The sequence below is a fragment of the Sulfitobacter mediterraneus genome (assembly GCF_016801775.1).
GTDB lineage: Bacteria > Pseudomonadota > Alphaproteobacteria > Rhodobacterales > Rhodobacteraceae > Sulfitobacter > Sulfitobacter mediterraneus_A.
On the sequence record NZ_CP069004.1, the window covers coordinates 3,216,417 to 3,233,822 of the forward strand.

At 56.9% G+C, this 17,406-nt stretch carries 18 protein-coding genes; 9 read left to right on the forward strand and 9 right to left on the reverse strand.

Annotation, left to right across the window (positions count from 1 at the left end):
* Positions 1-19 precede the first annotated feature (19 nt).
* Positions 20-907 carry an adenylate/guanylate cyclase domain-containing protein gene (locus tag JNX03_RS15885; protein ID WP_203209970.1) on the reverse strand — a complete coding sequence of 296 codons (888 nt, stop codon included), beginning with the start codon at positions 905-907 and terminating at the stop codon, positions 20-22.
* Between the two features lie 322 nt (positions 908-1,229).
* Between JNX03_RS15885 and JNX03_RS15890 the strand changes: the two genes are divergently transcribed.
* Both JNX03_RS15890 and JNX03_RS15895 read left to right on the forward strand, forming a co-directional pair.
* The gene (locus JNX03_RS15890; protein WP_203209971.1) at positions 1,230-1,973 is read left to right on the forward strand and encodes a HisA/HisF-related TIM barrel protein; all 744 of its coding nucleotides are present in this window, start codon (positions 1,230-1,232) and stop codon (positions 1,971-1,973) included.
* A 193-nt stretch (positions 1,974-2,166) separates the two neighbouring features.
* Positions 2,167-2,877, forward strand: coding sequence for a hypothetical protein (locus JNX03_RS15895; RefSeq protein ID WP_203240810.1), 711 nt, complete (start codon positions 2,167-2,169; stop codon positions 2,875-2,877).
* A 2-nt stretch (positions 2,878-2,879) separates the two neighbouring features.
* Here JNX03_RS15895 and JNX03_RS15900 read toward each other — a convergent pair whose 3' ends face one another.
* The 7 genes from JNX03_RS15900 to JNX03_RS15930 form a co-directional block, all read right to left on the reverse strand.
* On the reverse strand, positions 2,880-3,626 hold the full coding sequence (locus JNX03_RS15900; RefSeq protein WP_203209973.1) for an IclR family transcriptional regulator: 747 nt from the start codon (positions 3,624-3,626) through the stop codon (positions 2,880-2,882).
* A 16-nt stretch (positions 3,627-3,642) separates the two neighbouring features.
* Positions 3,643-4,392 (reverse strand): amino acid ABC transporter ATP-binding protein, encoded by a 750-nt coding sequence (locus JNX03_RS15905; protein ID WP_203209974.1) that lies wholly within the window; start codon positions 4,390-4,392, stop codon positions 3,643-3,645.
* Positions 4,392-5,060, reverse strand: a complete 669-nt coding sequence (locus JNX03_RS15910) for an amino acid ABC transporter permease (protein WP_203209975.1) — start codon at positions 5,058-5,060, stop codon at positions 4,392-4,394. The genes JNX03_RS15905 and JNX03_RS15910 overlap by 1 nt, the downstream gene beginning before the upstream one ends.
* Positions 5,061-5,163: 103 nt before the next feature.
* Positions 5,164-5,961: a transporter substrate-binding domain-containing protein gene (locus tag JNX03_RS15915; protein WP_203209976.1), complete on the reverse strand. Its 798-nt coding sequence runs from the start codon at positions 5,959-5,961 to the stop codon at positions 5,164-5,166.
* Between the two features lie 35 nt (positions 5,962-5,996).
* Positions 5,997-7,721 carry a thiamine pyrophosphate-binding protein gene (locus tag JNX03_RS15920; RefSeq protein WP_269142465.1) on the reverse strand — a complete coding sequence of 575 codons (1,725 nt, stop codon included), beginning with the start codon at positions 7,719-7,721 and terminating at the stop codon, positions 5,997-5,999.
* A gap of 234 nt (positions 7,722-7,955) precedes the next feature.
* Positions 7,956-8,177, reverse strand: coding sequence for a transposase (locus JNX03_RS20720; protein ID WP_203209978.1), 222 nt, complete (start codon positions 8,175-8,177; stop codon positions 7,956-7,958).
* Between the two features lie 103 nt (positions 8,178-8,280).
* Positions 8,281-8,946, reverse strand: coding sequence for an alpha/beta hydrolase (locus JNX03_RS15930; RefSeq protein ID WP_203209979.1), 666 nt, complete (start codon positions 8,944-8,946; stop codon positions 8,281-8,283).
* 311 nt (positions 8,947-9,257) lie between these two features.
* Here JNX03_RS15930 and JNX03_RS15935 point away from each other — a divergent pair, with 311 nt between their 5' ends.
* From JNX03_RS15935 to JNX03_RS15960, 6 genes are all read left to right on the forward strand, one after another.
* A complete protein-coding gene (locus JNX03_RS15935) occupies positions 9,258-10,103 on the forward strand; it encodes a GlxA family transcriptional regulator (protein ID WP_203209980.1) in 846 nt (281 codons plus the stop codon).
* 61 nt (positions 10,104-10,164) lie between these two features.
* Positions 10,165-10,812, forward strand: coding sequence for an ABC transporter permease (locus JNX03_RS15940; protein ID WP_203209981.1), 648 nt, complete (start codon positions 10,165-10,167; stop codon positions 10,810-10,812).
* The gene (locus JNX03_RS15945) at positions 10,809-11,912 is read left to right on the forward strand and encodes an ABC transporter ATP-binding protein (protein ID WP_203209982.1); all 1,104 of its coding nucleotides are present in this window, start codon (positions 10,809-10,811) and stop codon (positions 11,910-11,912) included. The genes JNX03_RS15940 and JNX03_RS15945 overlap by 4 nt, the downstream gene beginning before the upstream one ends.
* Positions 11,909-12,643, forward strand: coding sequence for an ABC transporter permease (locus tag JNX03_RS15950; RefSeq protein WP_231024302.1), 735 nt, complete (start codon positions 11,909-11,911; stop codon positions 12,641-12,643). Before JNX03_RS15945 ends, JNX03_RS15950 begins: the two co-directional genes overlap by 4 nt.
* Positions 12,644-12,662: 19 nt before the next feature.
* On the forward strand, positions 12,663-13,541 hold the full coding sequence (locus JNX03_RS15955; RefSeq protein WP_203209983.1) for a glycine betaine ABC transporter substrate-binding protein: 879 nt from the start codon (positions 12,663-12,665) through the stop codon (positions 13,539-13,541).
* Positions 13,538-14,674 (forward strand): mandelate racemase/muconate lactonizing enzyme family protein, encoded by a 1,137-nt coding sequence (locus JNX03_RS15960; RefSeq protein ID WP_203209984.1) that lies wholly within the window; start codon positions 13,538-13,540, stop codon positions 14,672-14,674. The genes JNX03_RS15955 and JNX03_RS15960 overlap by 4 nt, the downstream gene beginning before the upstream one ends.
* A gap of 701 nt (positions 14,675-15,375) precedes the next feature.
* On the opposite strand, the gene JNX03_RS15965 is transcribed toward JNX03_RS15960, so the two are convergent.
* A complete protein-coding gene (locus tag JNX03_RS15965; protein ID WP_203209985.1) occupies positions 15,376-16,254 on the reverse strand; it encodes a LysR family transcriptional regulator in 879 nt (292 codons plus the stop codon).
* 180 nt (positions 16,255-16,434) lie between these two features.
* Here JNX03_RS15965 and JNX03_RS15970 point away from each other — a divergent pair, with 180 nt between their 5' ends.
* Entirely contained in the window at positions 16,435-17,376 is a 942-nt protein-coding gene (locus tag JNX03_RS15970; protein WP_203209986.1) for a TAXI family TRAP transporter solute-binding subunit, read from the forward strand.
* Positions 17,377-17,406 lie beyond the last annotated feature (30 nt).

Genomic DNA, 17,406 nt, shown 5'->3' on the forward strand with positions numbered 1-17,406 from the left:
ATCCTAGGATCCGGAACAGTCAGTCCGAGGCAAATTCGATCTTCATCTTCTTCGTGTCGAAAGACAGCGCATTCGCTTTTTCGGCCTTTTCATCCGCCCCCAGAAAAATCAGACCGCTGCCATTCAGCAGGGTGGTCCTTCGATGGATTGAGATCGCTTTGCCGTCATCGGTTTGAATGACGCTACCGGTGGAGCTGATGTCCGAAAATTCCAGCTCCCCTTGCCGCATCGAAACAACCGCATGTTTGCGCGAGACCCAAGCGTGGCCCAAGACGATGTCATTGTCGATGGCGCGCCCGATGGACAGTTTTTCCCCCTCACCAACCTGCCAACTTCTGTCGGCATAGGCCAAACGGGCAAAGTCTGTGCCGTTGGCCTGGGCCTTCTTGGGTTTTACAACTGTGGCCGTCTGCAAAGATACATCGCTGGCAGAGCAGGAATAGACTCTGGTCGTCGTTTGTTTGCCCTTGAGCTGTAAATCACCAATCAGCGTCAGTTGCTGTTTTGATATTGGCATCAAGCCGTCAAAACATGCATCGCCCAGCAATATCTCCCCCGGCTTGGCTATGGATGCCAAACGGGCCGCTGTGTTCACAGGCGTGCCGTAAATATCCCCGTCGTGGGTCAGAATCTCGCCTACGTACATGCCAACATGGACCGCCAAGTCGGCGTGCCAATCTTCATGGATCATCTTCATTGCGGCCTGAAACGCGCTGTCGGACTGGTCGAAGTAGCTCAGCACATCGTCACCCTGCGATTTAACGCAATGCCCGCCGTGCTGCTCAATGATTTGGCGCATTCTCGTCAGGACATCCGTAATCTGCTCCAGGGCAAGCGCATCGCCTACAGCTTCATAAAGCTGCGTGCTGCCAGTGACGTCGGATATCAGAACGCAAGCAAATGGCATCGCAATTGGTCACCGGAAATCAATTGATAGGTTCGTTGGGGCAGGGAACGAGGGTAATTTTTTGAGGATACCGCGGCGTGGTTGGAAATAGCAACATTAACGATTTGGGGATCAGGACACCAGAATGGTTGGCTCCCGGACTGCGAAAGCAACGGATATCAGCCGTTGTCTTCGGGCTTGTGGCCGTCAGAACGCTGTTCGCTAATTTCAGTTTTGTCTCAAATTCTGCTATATTGGTCGCTTCTTCTCACGATCTTGAGCGCGAACCACAGCTACGGGTAGTGGGCCTGAGCCAAACGATCCCCTTGATAGGAAACCTGCCATGATTCTCTACCCCATGATTGAACTGCTCGAAGGTCGCTGTGTCAGCCTTTTCCGCGGGCGTACGGAAGAGCCCCAGATTTGGCATATCGACCCAATAGAAAAGGCCAAAAGCTTTGCCGAGGCGGGCGCGGAATGGCTTCACATCACCGACTTTGATGCGATGTCGGGTGATGAGCGGAATTCCGATCTCATCAGGGAGATCATTCGCGTTGTTGGAATCCCTGTTCAATTGGGCGGTGGTTTTCGAAGCGTCGAGCGCATCGCAGAGTGGGTCGACCACGGTGTGGGGCGCGTTGTCGTTGGCACGCTGGCATTGCGGCAGCCCGATCTGGTGAAGGAGGCGGCCAAGCTCTTTCCTGATCAAATTGTGCTCGCAGTGGATGTATTTGAAGGCCATGTGGTCAGCGACGGCTGGAAAGAGAAAAGCGCGTTTACGCCATCGGCATTTCTGGAGGCGTTCCAGAGCGATCCATTTGCCGCGATCATTGTGACCGACATCGGGGCGGAAATAGGGGATGCAGAAGACAGTGTTGCCCTGATCTCCCAACTGGCGAGCGAGGCCAATTCTCCGGTTGTGGCCAGAGGGCTGATCCGTTCCCTTGACGATTTGTCTCGGTTGAAATTTGTGCCGCAAGTTTCGGGTGCATTGATCGGGCGGGCTTTGTTCGATCGTAGCATCGAGATAGAGGATGCGCTTCAAATCGCACGCCCGGAAATCGGCAGCCGCGCCGAATTTATCTAGCAGACCGACCAAGACCACCAGACTGTCACCCCAATTGTCTGGTGGCCCGCCAGCCCGCTGGCTGTCCTGCCCATAAGCGGGTTGTCGGGGCAACCTCGGGAAGGGGGTACAGTACCTATGCCAAAGCTGGTTTGCCAAAAATTCCTAATTTTGCTAAAGTCAGGCTCCACATTCTCCTAGATTATGGGCCTTTATGGGACAGGTTCCACAGATAATCCATGTCACAAGACGGTGGCTACTGTCTGGTTTGAGTGCTTCATTGGCAATGGTTTCCTCTCATGGCGTTGCCAACGCAGAAGGAGGCGGAGGATCGGACGAGCGCCCGTCTTCATCCCACAATATCGATAAGAACCCACCAAAGAAGAGGTCGAAAAAAATAAGTGTAATCTACACGCAGAAAAACCTCAAAAACGTCAAAGACAGAGATCTCAGGACCGCGATCCGTGGCAACAAGGAGGGTCATAGTATTGTGATCGAAGGTTTCTCAAAAAAGATGTCATCGGTCATATTCGAGATGATGTTGGTTTGGCGAGAAACAACGCTTACACATTTCAATGACCTGACCAAACTTAGGACAAAAAAGAGCAGGAAAAGACGCCTGGAACATTGGCTTGTGCTGGCAGAAGACAGGGTTTCAGTGCTCGAACACATTGCGAGATCGCAAAAATCAATTGATCCTAATAACCCCGAACTCAGAAGAGTGAAGCGAATGTCAGAACTGATCCGTATCTGGTATCGCAATCCCATGGAAGGGGCGCTGAACAAGCCCCAGAAAAAGCCCGCAAAGAAAACACCCCAAAAGAGTACCCCAAAAAAGTCAGACACCAATGCTGTGACAGACTTCTTCACAAAACTCACCGGGAAAGAGGCGCCACAGAACGAGGAGGCTGCGGGCTCACGATGAGTTCAGCTGGCCCAATAATCGTCCCCGAACTGCTGTCCAATCGTTTGCAGTTCCTTTTCTAATATAGGGTCAAGATCCGCCGCATTTTTCTGCTGCGCTTGGTACGACATGCTGATGCCGATTGGATAATCGTTGGCGACGCCCATGATCGCCCCTGCGACGGAAACAATGCCGGGAAATGCTTCCTGGCGTGAATAGGCCAAACGGGTTTGCCTGATCTCATCTAGTTCTGTAATCAATTCGGTGCGCGTCTGAAGGCTCCGCCCCGTCAAACTTGGCAGGGTTTCATCATACAATTCTTTGATGGTGCGATCTGACAAACGACTTAACAGCGCTTTGCCCATCGCTGTTGTATGCGCAGGTAGGCGTTGCCCCAGACGTACGGATATCAATATGGGTGTCGATCCCTGATGGTGACGCAACAGTATGATTTCACGTTTGTCCAATACAGCAAGCCATGTGGAAAGACCCGTTAGAAGTGAGATATGGGCCAAACTTTCCGCGATGGCATCCAGATTGAAATTTAGCGGACGATATTGAACACCCAGTTCCCAGGCTAGTGGCCCAGCCACGTATTGGCGTGACCTGGGCACTTGTTCAATCAGTCCACTGTCACGTAGTGACGCCATCAGACGAGAGGCGCTGCTTCGTGGCAGGTCAAGCGCCGTGCAAATCTCGCTCACCGATATCGGCTTTGGTGATGCCGCAACAAGCTTCAAAGCCTTTGTCATGTTGTTGAGGGTCTTCATATGGTTTTGCTCGACTTCAGGCGTTTACAATCGCATTCAAAAACTCTTTGGTGCGTTGAGATTTTGGTGTGCTGAAAAAATCTGTTGATGGTTCGAATTCGACCACTTTGCCAGCATCGAGCAACATGGCCCAATCAGACACGGTTTTTCCAAATCCGATTTCATGTGTGACGACGATCATCGTAACATTCTTAATGCTCTTGAGTTCGCGGATCACCCCAAGAACCTCTTCTTTCTTTTCCGGGTCAAGGGCGGATGTGGGTTCATCAAACATCAACAGCTCCGGGTTCATGGCCAGTGCCCGCGCAATTGCAACCCTTTGGCGTTGACCGCCGGATAATTCGCAAGGGTAGGCTTGCATTCGGTCGGTGAGCCCAATGAGGTCCAGCAAGTCTTTCGCCTCATCTTCAGCCCTGGATTTGGGCGTTTTCATAACGCGTCGCGGGGCCAGCGTGATGTTATCCAACACGGACATATGGGGAAACAGGTTGAAGTTTTGAAATACCAGACCCGTACCCTGCCGTGCCGACTCGCGTTGATTGGGATCGCTCAAATCAACGTGCCGGTCGCCGATCGTGAGCGAGCCAGCTTCAACCTGCTCTAATCCGTTCAGGCATCGCAGGAGGGTGCTTTTGCCACAACCACTTGGCCCACATATCATCAGCGTATCGCCTTTATTGATGCTTAAATCAATATCGCTAAGAATGGTCGTGTCCCCATATTTCTTAGTCAGGCCGCTAATATTAAGAAAAGGTTTCTCGGACATCAGACGCTCTCCCATTTGCGAAGTTTCTCGAGGCGACGCATTGCCACAGTGAAAGACAGGATGAGTGCCACATAAACAACGGCAGCCCCCGTGTAGAGTTCGAGAGGACGAAAGAATTGAACAGTCAGTTCCTGTGCGCGGAACATCACTTCGGGCACAGCAATCAGCACGGTGACAGTGACGTTCTTGATTATCGTAATATGCACATTTGTCAGTGCGGGGAGGGTTGAGAAGAAGCCTTGGGGGATGATCACAAACCTCAAAGTGTCCATTTTCGACAACCCGAGTGACCAGGCCGCCTGGCGCTGCGTTCCGGGAATTGCTTGCAAACCACCACGGAATGCCTCACAGGCCAGCGCACTGCCGTTCAAGGACAAGGCAAGTATGCTGCTTTGTGTCGGGCTCATTGATAGGCCGGTGAGAATTGGAAATACATAATGAATCCAGATCAACAGGACCACAACCGGCAAGGTGCGAAATACATCTACGACGACAGAGCTGGCCATGCTGAAAATACGGATGGGAGAAAGATGTGCCGCCGCCAATATCATGCCGACAATTGTCGCTATTAAGATGCTTGGAAAGGCGATGATGACCGCATACCAAACACCCCCGGCAAGGTAATCCCCGTATTGGAATAGAATTCCAAATTCAAAATTGTAGTTCATGCCGCCCTCTCCATCATATGATCCTCAGTTTATCTAGGGTCTTGATCCTAGGCCGAAGCCTGTAAAGCTCCGGCCCAGTTAAATTGCAGTCAGCCAATGGCGTTTAGTTCGGGCCAGTCGCCAAGCTAGCAGGCATGCCCCAGCGTTCGGCAAGTTCAACATACCATCCACGCAATTGCATCGTGTGGATATAGGTATTCAAGAACACCAGAAGCTCCGGATCGTCATATCGCACAGCATGATTCAGGCTATTCCATTCAATGACAGAAGGATCAAACTCGAGCGCCCGAAGTTCAGAGCGTTCTTCGGCGCGTTTCGTGTTGGAAATTGAATCGCCAATATAAGCAGCCGCTTGGCCCTGCATCACTTCAAGTACGGCAGCACCCGTATCTGAATAGGACGCCACCTCTGCCTTGTCGAACACACGTGCCGCCAGCCGGTGCGCGCTTGTACCCGAAACGACTGTAATTTTATTTCCCTCTTGGTTCAGGTCTTCGCTTGTTTGAAAGGGGCTGTCAGTGCCGACCAGCGCCAGAGGGGATAGGAAGCCCCAACCATCGGTAAACGCGACGGCTTTTGAGCGTTCAGGCGTTGCGCCCATGCCCGTCATGATAACGTCCCATTTGCCGGCCTGAAGACCAGCAATCAGCCCGCTCCAGGTGGTGTTGATCAGTTCGATCTCGATGCCCGTCAGCTCTGAAAGCATTGCAATATCGTCAACGATCAGGCCTTCAAATTCCCCGCTGGATGGGTTTTTTGCAACAAACCCATTCCAAGGGGCAACACCAACGGTCATCTTGTTTGACGACATGATCCGGTCAAATGTTTCCCCGGCCCAAGCGGTCGTGGAAATTGTACATACCGCAGCAACGACAATACTTTTAATCAGTGAATACACCATGTTTTAGTCCTCCATGTATTGGTTTCTTGTTCTGTTTAGTGACTTGTTGGGGCATCTCCGTCGCGATCCAGCCCCAGGATCGGCGCCATGGCACGATTGTCCACGACGACATCTATGAGGTAGAGTTTCTTGCTTTTCAGACCGCGATCGACGGCGGCTGGTATCTCGGCTGGATCTTCAACACGCTCCCCGTCACAATGAAGTGCCTTGGCAAGAACCGCGTGATCGATATCCGAAAGATCGCACTCTCCGTATTCATCGAACAACTTTTGCTCAAAGTGCTTTTGGAAGCCTAGGGTTGCGTTGTTGATAACAACAACAACGACGGGAATATCGCACCTCGCAGCAGTCTCCATCTCGGCCATGACATAACCGAAAGCCCCGTCCCCTGTCAGGCAGACAACCTTCGCACTCGGGTCAGCTAGCTTAGCGCCGAGGGCCGCTGGCAAAGACCACCCGATACCGCCCGTGCCACGGGGCGACAGGATGCGCCCGCCGACGGATACATTATCGATATGGCTGAACGCCCAGCCGGTAACATAGCTTGCATCCGTCACCAAAATGGTCTGGGGATCCATCCGATTGGATATTTCGCCAAGGACGCATTCAGGACGCATTGGAATCGCCGTTGAGGTAGAAATTTCCTTGAATGAAGCTTTCCACTCGTTGTTCTTCGCAACAAGCGCCTCGCCAATGGCACCGGACCGGCCGGGTTTGTTGGTGACGGGCGATGCTATAAGCTCAGCCAGTGTCTCGCGGGCGTCGCCGATCAATGTCACATCCGTCCGGAAATTCCGCCCCGGTTCCTCGGGATCAATATCAAGATGGATGATACGTGTTTCAGGTCCCGGCTGTTGCCAGTTCATGTAGCAAATCTGGCCTGTTCGCGACCCAACGATCAGGACGACATCAGCATTGCTCACGGCCTCATTCGAAATATGGCCACGTCCATATATGCCACTGGTTGACGATCCCAACGTACCCGCCGAAAGCGGGTGACTGTCGGGTATTGTGCCGCGTCCGTTCATTGTCGTTGCAACCGGAGCACCAAGGCGCTCGGCTAGGTCGATTACCTCTTGCGAGGCCCCTGACAGGATGCTGCCGCCGCCGGCAATTATGACCGGCCGCTCAGCACTTGCCAACAACCCTGCTGCCATCTCGATTTCAGCTTTGGCCGCTCTGGGCCGTGAGGCTGGGAACGTCGCGAACTCCGGTTCGGCATATGTATCCGCTGTCGTTTCGATATTCATAATATCAGCCGGGCACAATATTGCGACCGGGCCAGGGCGACCGCTGGTGGCGCTGCGAAATGCTCGTCGAATTACTTCGCAACAACGTTCTGGCGTATCAATCCGCAAGACCTTCTTGGTAAAGGGAGTGAGCGCTGCAATATGGTCAATCTCGCTGCTCGCATTGCGTTCACGCTGGTTTGCAGGGATCTCTTGAATCAAGGCGATGACAGGGATCGAGCTTTTCTGTGACTCGAGCAAACCGGTAATCAAATTGGTGGCACCTGGCCCGAAAGTGGATGTGCAAATGCCCGGACGCTTGGACATTTTGGCATAGCCATGCGCCATGATCGCCCCGTGTTTCTCGTCCCGGATGGTGATCGGTCTGATCTTTGTCCGATCTAGATGGTGATAAAGATAAACCGGATCCTCCATACCAAAGAGAAACTCGACGCCATACAAGGCCAGTGTATCAGCCATCAACTGGGCCACTTTGGCGGTTCTCGTCTGGCTCGATAGTCTTTCGTGCATCTCGAATAAGCTCCATATAGCGGGATTTATTTTCACCTAAAGCGAAGCATCTGGATGTTTTCCTGTCAAAATATTATTGAAATAACGCCAATATTAAGCATCGACGTTAGCCAATTATCCCACTATATGAGAAGTTGTAGTTCTAACTTTGCCAATTTCTCGGTGCGCGTGCATCGAATCAACATATTCGACGACCGGCTCCCGATGTCCTCAGCCAAGTTGACGGGTCACGGATCAGCATAGATGTTTTTGCTTCGCGCAGCGCCCATCTGAGGTTGACATCACGGGCGTTGACGATGTTGGCAGGACTTGTTTTTCACCAAACTTGCGGCGCGAAGGGGTTAAGCCGACCCATGGTTCCGCCTCTTTAGACGAGGTGAAGCGGTCAGGATCATCGACAGCGAAGTGGTAACTGAGCGCTGCAAATGGACCACTCGCCGCTATTGCTATCGGCAAGCTCGCGGGTCATCGACGCGAGGTTTGCCATGCGCCTTGTCAATGATCTGGGAAAGGCCTGCGGGAAGCTTGCCTAATTGTGCTGCCGTGATCCAGGAAGAGCCTACCCCAAGGCCAACGACTGAAGCCAGCGCCCGGCGGTCAGCACGGCCTGTGTTGCCGGAGCCTCTTTGCCAGCATCACGCAAGAAGCCGTGCCCTGCACCCGGCGTCACATGGACGTCGAAGGTTCCAAGTCCATGCAGTATATTGCGGTCATCGGCCAAAGGCTCGCGATCCCCGGTGAGGACAAGGCAGGGTGGTAACCCTTGCTCCCAACGCGCCGAAAGATCAGGAGCGCCAAGACGCGCATACATCTTTTTGACCGCTGCGGCATCGAGACCGTTTTCCTGGCTTCCCCATTGCTCAACAGACGCCCCCGGCGCTGCGCCAAGTGCGGGATAACCCAGCACCAGGGCCTCCGCCAGATCGGAGCAAGCCAAAGCAAGCGCACCACCGGCGCTGTCTCCGCCGACATAGACTGGTCCTGTTATCCGGCGACACCAGTTGCGGGCATGTCGGGCCTGCGCGGGCCATTTTGTCTCGGGCGCAAGTGGCCAGAGTGGCAGTATGCAGGTCATTCCGGCGGTCTCAGCGATCCATGCGGCCGGGGCCAGCGCCCGCAAAGGGTGACCGGCGACAAATCCACCGCCATGCCACCAAAGCAGCGTTGCTGCATTCATGGACGAATGCGAAGGATCAACGATCAATGCACCCTTCACCCGCCGCACGGTAACGCCAGGCGGCAAACAACCGCGCTTCCGCCCTTCGATCCGGTGAGCGCGTCGTAATGTTTCGGAAGATGCCGTTGCCCAATTCGTCATTCGGGACTACTAACCCGACATTGGTCTAGGATGCCAGTAATGACAGGCACTGTAGGTTTGCTTTTTGCTTTATGATGTCCGTAGATCGCAACAGATATCCCCAGTTCGTTCTAAAACACCCCCCCCGCAAACCTAAGCGAGTGGGCGTGGTCGTGCTGCGCGGGTTCCCTGCCATGGCATTCGCTGCGTTGATCGAGCCAATTCGCGCGGTAAATGGAATGACGGGACAACCCTTCTACGACCTGAAGGTGATCGGATGTGACCCCGTTGTTCCATCCTCGGGGGTGCTGTCTGCGCGGCCCGATCTCATCGCGCCGGCGTTGCCAGATATGGATCGTATCATTTTGTTATCTGGAGGCGATGCAGCAACGGTCGATCTTGCCCCGCTTTTGCCTTGGCTTCGAAAAATGGACAGAATGGGGGCTGAGATAGGGGCCGCCGCAGATGGTGCCTTTGCGCTCGCTCGGGCGGGATTGTTGAACAGTCGGCGCTGCGCCGTGCATTGGACCGCGCGCGCCGCTTTTGCGACGCGGTTTCCGGAAATCCCCCTTGAACCCAGCCTCTGGGTGATCGAAAGGCGGCGGCTGACATGTGCGGGCGGTACGGCGGCGCTGGATATGTCGCTCGAACTCATCGCGCTTGACGCAGGCGCTGCTTTGGCGGACGCGGTGGCGGACTGGTTCAGTCATACCCGGCGCAAGGGCGCGGGTGCGCTTGGACCGCCGCCGCCAGCAGCGACCTTGCCGGAAGGGCCCATTCGGGCCGCCGTCACGGCATTGGAACAACAGATCGAGACCGGGTTCGATGTCCACGCACTGGAAACGGAGTCAGGTCTTGGCCGCGACGCTCTCGAACGTCGATTTAATGCAATCCTTGGTGAAGGACCGGCGGCCTACCTGCGCCGGATGCGCCTGAATCGTGCGGCAGAACTGCTCCAATCTACGGACCTATCCATCGCGCAGATCGCCCTTGCCTGCGGATATGCAGATGCGGCGGCCTTTTCGCGCGCTTTCAGAACCAAAACCGGTAGTGCGCCAAGGAATTTGCGGCGGCCAGCACATTAGCGGCGGTTGAGGGCAAAGCGCCAGCTTCGATTCGGGCGTCCCTTGAGAAAAGGGGGACGCCATGGAAACGATCAACTTCGCAGCTCAGAACTGGCAGGTGATCCTGGAACGCGCGGGCGAGCATATCGTCATCGTTGCCGCGGCCGTGGGCATTGCCATCATAACCGCCGTGCCGTTGGGCATCGCGATCACGCAGAACCGGCGCGCGGCGGATGCGGTTCTTTATGCAGCGTCAATCCTTATTACCATCCCCTCTGTCGCGTTATTCGGGATCATGATCCCTTTGCTGGCCCCCATCGGCCACGGCATCGGCGCGGTGCCCGCCGTGGTGGCCATTGTGCTCTACAGCCAGCTTCCCATCGTGCGAAACACCTATACAGCTATCGCCGATGTCGATCCTGCCCTCCGCGAGGCCGCGATGGGAATGGGAATGCGTCCCTTTCAAAGGTTGGGACAGGTGGAGATCCCGTTGGCCCTTCCCGTTATCATGGCGGGCGTGCGTACGGCGGTCGTGATGTCCATCGGCGTCACTGCCATCGCCGCCTATATCGGCGCGGGTGGCCTAGGTACTTTCATTAGCCGGGGCATCGCGCAATCCGACCCGCGCCAGCTGATTACCGGTGCCGTCGCTGTCTCGCTGCTGGCCATCGCGGCGGATCTTGGCCTTGGCGCTTTACAGCGCGCTCTGACGTCGAAAGGCATCCGATGATCCGTCTGGAAAATGTGACCAAGGTGTTTGACACCGTGACCGCCGTGGACCGCGTGAACCTTGAGGTGCCAAAAGGGGAGATCTGCGTCCTGCTTGGCCCATCGGGCTGCGGCAAGACAACGACGATGCGGATGATAAACCGGTTGATCGAACCTACCTCGGGCCGCATCCTGATCGATGGAGAGGATGTGACGCAGGGCGATCCGGTCAAGCTGCGGCGGCGCATAGGTTACGTCATCCAACAGATCGGCCTGTTCCCCAACAAGACCGTGGTGGACAACATCTGCACCGTGCCGGATCTACTGGGGAAGCCGCGCAAGGAGAGCCGCGCCCGGGCGGCGGAGCTTCTGGAGATGGTGGCGCTCGACCCGGCGGTCTTTCTCAACCGCTACCCGCGCGAGCTGTCAGGTGGACAGGCGCAGCGCATCGGAGTGGTACGCGCGCTGGCCGCGGATCCGCCCGTTATGTTGATGGATGAACCTTTCGGTGCCATCGACCCGATTAACCGCGAGGTCATCCAGGACGAGTTTCTGCGCCTGCAACGCCGCCTTGGTACGACGGTGGTTCTGGTCAGCCATGATCTAGACGAAGCGATCAAGCTCGCGGACCGGGTCGCGATTCTGCGTGACGGCCGCCTGATGCGCTACGCCCCACCAGCGGAGCTTTTGTCCGATCCGGGTGATGCCTTTGTCGAGGACTTCTTGGGCCGTGACCGTGCGTTGAAACGCCTGCGGTTGGTGTGCGCGGGCGACGCGATGGACCGCAATCCACCGCGCTTGCTGCTGTCCGACACGCAGGCCCGCGCGCGTGAAATTTTCGAAGCGACGGCAGCACCAGCCCTCGTCGCGGTCGGCCCGCGCGGACGGCCGAGAGGGCTGATCACCCGCGCCGCTGCCAATGGTGCGGGCACGGTGGCCGAACACGCCACACCCGTCGCCGCCACCTGCCGGGTAGAGGATGATCTGCGCCTTGCTGTTGCTGCAATGCTGGCCGACAACATGCCAATCATCCCCTGTGTGGATGCAGAGGGAATTCTACGTGGCACGTTGAATTTCGCCGATGTGACTGCCGCCCTTTCAGAAAAGGAAACGGCACCGTGAGGCTGCTTCTATCCTCTTTCAAACCGCTGCGCGGACCGGCGATCCTGCTGGGCGTCTTTCTGGCGGGCGCGTGGTTCTGGGCATCGGGGCTCGGCCCCTCGCTGATGTCTTACCGTCCCGATATCGCTTATCTCGGCGTGCAGCATGTGATTTTGGTGCTGTGGTCCGGGGGCTTGGCGATCCTCGTCGGTTTGCCTGCAGGCGCAATCCTGTCACGGCCCCGGTTTCGCCGTGCGTCGGAGACCGTTTTGCAGGTTTTCAACCTAGGCACCACGATCCCCACGCTGGCAGTGCTTGCGCTGTCGATGTCGTTGCTGGGCATCGGCACGCCACCTGCCGTCTTTGGCCTCTTCGTGGCCACCCTGCTGCCCATTGTGCGCAACACGCACGCTGGGCTCTCCGCCGTTGACCACAGTTTGATCGACGCGGCGCAAGGCATGGGCATGACACCCTCGCAGACGTTTTTCCGCGTTGAATTGCCCAACGCGCTTTTCGTGATTTTCGCCGGGTTGCGCACGGCGCTGGCGATCTGCGTCGGTACCGCCCCGCTCGCCTTCCTGATCGGTGCGGGCGGCTTGGGCGAACTTATTTTCACCGGCATCGCTCTTTACGATCAAGGGATGATGCTGGCTGGAGCAATCGCGGTGGCAGCACTCGCGATCTTCACCGACTTCCTCGTGGGGCGCCTGCAATGGGCGCTGGTGCCGCGAGGGGTCAATCCACTCCGATGACCAACAAAAGGATTTGAACATGATACGCAATAAACTGATGGCTCTTGCCGTCGCCATGGGCATGGCGACCCCCGTTGCCGCACAAGAAATTACCGTTGGCGGCAAGGGTTTCACTGAACAGCTCATACTGGCCGAAATGACCACCCGCCTTCTGGAAGCCAACGGTTTCGAGGTTGAAAAGGCCGATGGCATGGGCACCACCGTGGTGCGGCAGGCGCTGGAATCGGGCGCTGTCGATCTTTACTGGGAATATACCGGCACTTCGCTGGTGACCTTCAACAAGGTCGAGGAACGCCTGTCGCCCGAAGAAACCTACCAGCGAGTGAAGGAGCTGGATGGAGAAAAAGGGCTGGTTTGGTTGGCGCCGTCAAACGCCAACAACACATACGCCTTGGCGATCCGTAAGGATGACCCCGTGACCGAAGGGATGGCGACTCTCTCCGACCTCGCCGCCGCATATAGCGAGGGCCGCGCAGTGCTGATGGCCACAACAGCAGAATTCCCGCGCCGCGACGATGGCCTTCTGGGCCTGCAGGAGACCTATGCTTTCGAAGCGGGGCGCGCGAACATCCGTCCCATGGATGGCGGTCTGGTCTTCGATGCGCTATCGAGCGGAAACGTTAACGTCGCCGTTGTGGGCGCAACTGATGGCCGGATTGCAGCGATGGACCTGCAACTGCTTGGGGACGATAAAAGTTTCTTTCCCAACTACGCGCTGGTCCCCGTTGTGCGGGCCGAAGTGCTAGAGGCCAATCCGCAGATCGGCACCCTGCTGGAAGATCTTTCCGGTCGGCTGAACGATGCGACTATGCAGCGACTGAACGGAATGGTGGACGTGAACGGTCAATCCGTGGAACAAGTGGCTGAAACCTACCTGAGTGAAGAAGGCCTGCTATGACGGACGGCGCATCCGCCCCCCGCGCGGGGGCGCCTGTCATCGACAGTATCCGGGTGACGCCTCTGCGTCACCCACTGCGCACCCCCTACCGGTGGTCGCAGGGGACAGAAACGCATTTCCACACTCTGCTGATTGAAGTGCGGTCGGGTGATCTGACGGGCATCGGTGAATGCACCGCTGCTCCCGATCCGCAGGCCACCGGGATGATTGTCCGGCGCGTCGCCGAGGGGCTGACCGGGCAAGACCCTTGGCACCATGCCGGACTTCTTGCTGCGGCGTGGAAGAAGCACTGGACGGTCTGGGGATGCGTCGTGCCACGGCAGTTCGCACAGGTCGCCAGCGGGCTGGAGATGGCCTGTCTCGATCTTTGCGGCAAGCTGGCGGGCCGGCCGGTCTGGGACTTGCTGGGGGGCGCGGTCCGCGACAGCGTGGGCTACTTCCATTTTCTTCAGGGGGAAACACCGGAAGAACTGGCCGAAGATGCACGCGACGCAGTGGCCAGGTCCATGCCTGTCCTTTACCTCAAAGTCGGGATGGGCGAGGCACGCGACATTGCGTCGGTCCAAGCCGTTCGCGCCGCGGTTCCCAACACGCGGCTGCGGCTGGATGCCAATGAAGGTTGGCCAGTGGAAGTGGCATTGCGCATGCTGCGCCGGATCGCAGAATACGATATCGAGTATGTCGAACAGCCCACGCCTGCCACCTCGACCGAAGCGCTGGCGCGGCTGACTGCGCGTTCGCCCATCCCGATCGGGGCGGATCAGGCGGTGTTCTCGATTTCAGACGCGCACCGGGTTGTGGCAAACGGCGGGGCAGACATGCTTGCAGTTGGCCCACGCGAAGCGGGGGGGCTACGTGCAACGCGGCATGTGGCGGCGCTGGCCGAAGGCGGTGGCATGACACTGTGTATCCATTCCTCGATGACGACCGGCATAACCACCGCCGCCGAACATCACGTCGCGCGGACGATCCCAAACCTTGACGATGCGAACCAGATCATGTGGCAACTGCTGGAACGCGATATCGTGGCCGCGCCCGACCTGACCCCGGTTGCAGGGCACCTTGCTCTGCCAGCGGTTCCGGGGCTGGGCATCACGCTTGACCCACGCGCTGTCGACGCCGCCCGTGCCTGATACAACAGCGGCGACCTCCGGATCGGAACTGACCAGATCTCGCGGCAAATTGAACCGTAAGAAGCTGGTAGCCGGAGGAAGCTAAGGAGCCGGAATGAGTGGGCAAACCCTGGGGAAATTCCTCCGACAGCTGTGGTTCGCTGGCGATTTGACTTGCTTGTTCCTGCTCTGATTTGACGAAAGCACCGGCGATTGCGATGGGCGTTTGTGTGCCTGCGATGATGGCAAAATTCCCGCAATGTTCCCTCGGCAGCTTTTGTTACCCAATCCGCTGTCGGTTTGAGAGGTGATCGGGCGCCGGCCTGTGACCCCCTTGGTGTGCCCGTTCATCAGACCGCGACACGACCCAGGCGCGGACCCGGCTTGCATGTGCCCAATCGCTGCTTGAATTCGGATATCGCCTTCGCGAACAAGGTCGAGGCTATTTCAGCATTCCGCCTGACCGCCCTATGTCGCTGTCAGAAGGGCAGGGCGGGTCGTCGCACAATAAGCCTTCGTCAGCGGCGCCCACGCCGTTGGAAATTGCATTGACGCCCTGCGCATCCGCGACCAGACGGAAATGGGATCGGGCCACAGCCCTATGCTCCGCTTGATGTCCTGACAGGCTATTTTGAGAAATGCACCTCTGAGGGACGTTTCAAATAGGTGGCCGTGCCAATGTGAGCCAGACAGTTCATATTAAATTTTCGCAGCTCGTGAGCTCAAACCACTGCACGCAGTTGGCGGAACTCTTGCAGGACCATTTCTCGGAACAAACGGCGGGCGGCGAAAGAGGGACTGTCAGCACGCGAGATCAAGAAAGTGTCCAGCCAGGCCCAGGGTTCCGGAACATCATGAATGCGTACCGTTTCACGGTCTGCCAAGCGCTCCAATGTAGACAAGGGCAGAACCGTCACACCCATTCCGGCCGCCGCACAGCTGATGCGCATCTCGATATTTGCCATTTCAATCAGCCGGATCGGAGCATGCGCCCCCTCGGACCACCACTCTTCTACCCTTGCACGTTGAACGCAACCGGTTGGTGCAGCGAGAAAGGTAAATTCGTCGGCGTCCGTTATTTGATCTACCGTCAGGGCAGAGACCAGCACCAACCGTTCACGACGCACCTGTTCGGCCTTGAACAGTGGATCACGGACTTCACGATTGACAATTGCACAGTCAAGTTTGTGATCGCGTACACCCGCAATCAGGGTTTCAGTCACGCCCGAGGTGACCTCAAGGCTGACATCGGGATAAGACAGGTGGTACTGCGCAAAAACACGCGGCAGATAGAGCGTGGCGGCGGTATCCGTGGCTCCCACTTTCAACGTACCCTGGGGCAGATCGTCGTGACGCACCGCTTTTTCCGCCTCATCAAACAGCACCATCGCCTTTTTGGCATAGTCCAGCAGCACCCGGCCTTTCGGGGTCAGGATCATTCCTTGCCGTTCGCGTAAGAAAAGAGGCTGACCGATCTCCTGCTCGAGCTGTCGGAGCCGTGCGGTCACCGCCGAAGGAACGCAGCACAATTTATCGGCCGCCCGAGTGACGCTGGCGGTTTCGGCAACTGCCTGAAAAGTCTTGAGCGCTGAAAGGTCCATGACCGCTCCATCCATGAGAAAAACTGTCGCCGGTACAATAGCGGAAAAAGGCAGGCACGGTCCATTCTTCATTGGAGAAGGCGGCATTCAGATAATATCAATTGCGTTGTGGCACCCGCATTGCATCCTGTCGGGACATTTACCGCCGGGACTGTTCATGGCGGATCTAGGGAGGATCAGATGAAGAAGTTTCTATCGACACTGGCGCTAGCCGCTATGGTTTCAAGCCCGGCTGCTGCCGACACGCTACGCTGGATGACAGGTTCGCCGGGCGGGTCTTTCTATCCACTGGGCGGCGCACTCAAAGGGTTCCTGGAAGAGGAACGGCCCGATCTGAAGCTGGAGGTGGTGAACGGTGGTGGGATCGCCAACATCAAGGGCGTGGGCACAAATAAGGCCGTGCTTGGGTTTGCCAACTCGGTCACGACGGTCGATGCGCTTAACGGTGCCGAGCCGTTTGGCACGCCGCATACCGATGTCTGCAACGTGGCTGCACTTTACCCGCAGTATTTTCAGATGGTTGTCCTGAAGGACAGCGAGATCAAATCACCTGCGGATTTCAAAGGCATCTCGCTTGCCAGCCAAAAGGCGGGTACCACGGGGGAACAGTTTGCCCGGCTGGTGCTCGGCGTGAACGGATTGAGCTATGACGATCTGGGACGCTTGAACCAAGTCGGTTACAACGATGCCGTTTCGATGATGAAGGATGGAAATGCCGATGCCTTCACGCTTGTGACCACGGCCCCCGCCGGTGCGGTCATGGACCTTGCCGCGGCGCGAGACATCCGCATGTTGCCCGTAGCCGATGCCACATATGAAACACTGAAGCAGAATATGCCGGGCCTGCAACTGGGGGCGATTCCGGGCGGTACCTATCAGGGTGTAGACGAGGACACGGCCGCGCTGACTTGGTCGGCTCACATTATCACACGCTGCGACGCACCGGACGACTTGATCTATACGCTGACCCGCAACGTCCTTGAACATGCAGAGGCGCTTGGCGGTGTCGCCAGCGCAGCCAAGGGGCTGGACCTGGAACGCATGAGTCAGGATTTAGGCGTGCCATTCCATCCCGCAGCCGCAAAGTTCTATGCCGAGAACGGCATTGAGGTTGCCAAGTAATCCTGCCGATTAACATCAAAGCCCCTCGCC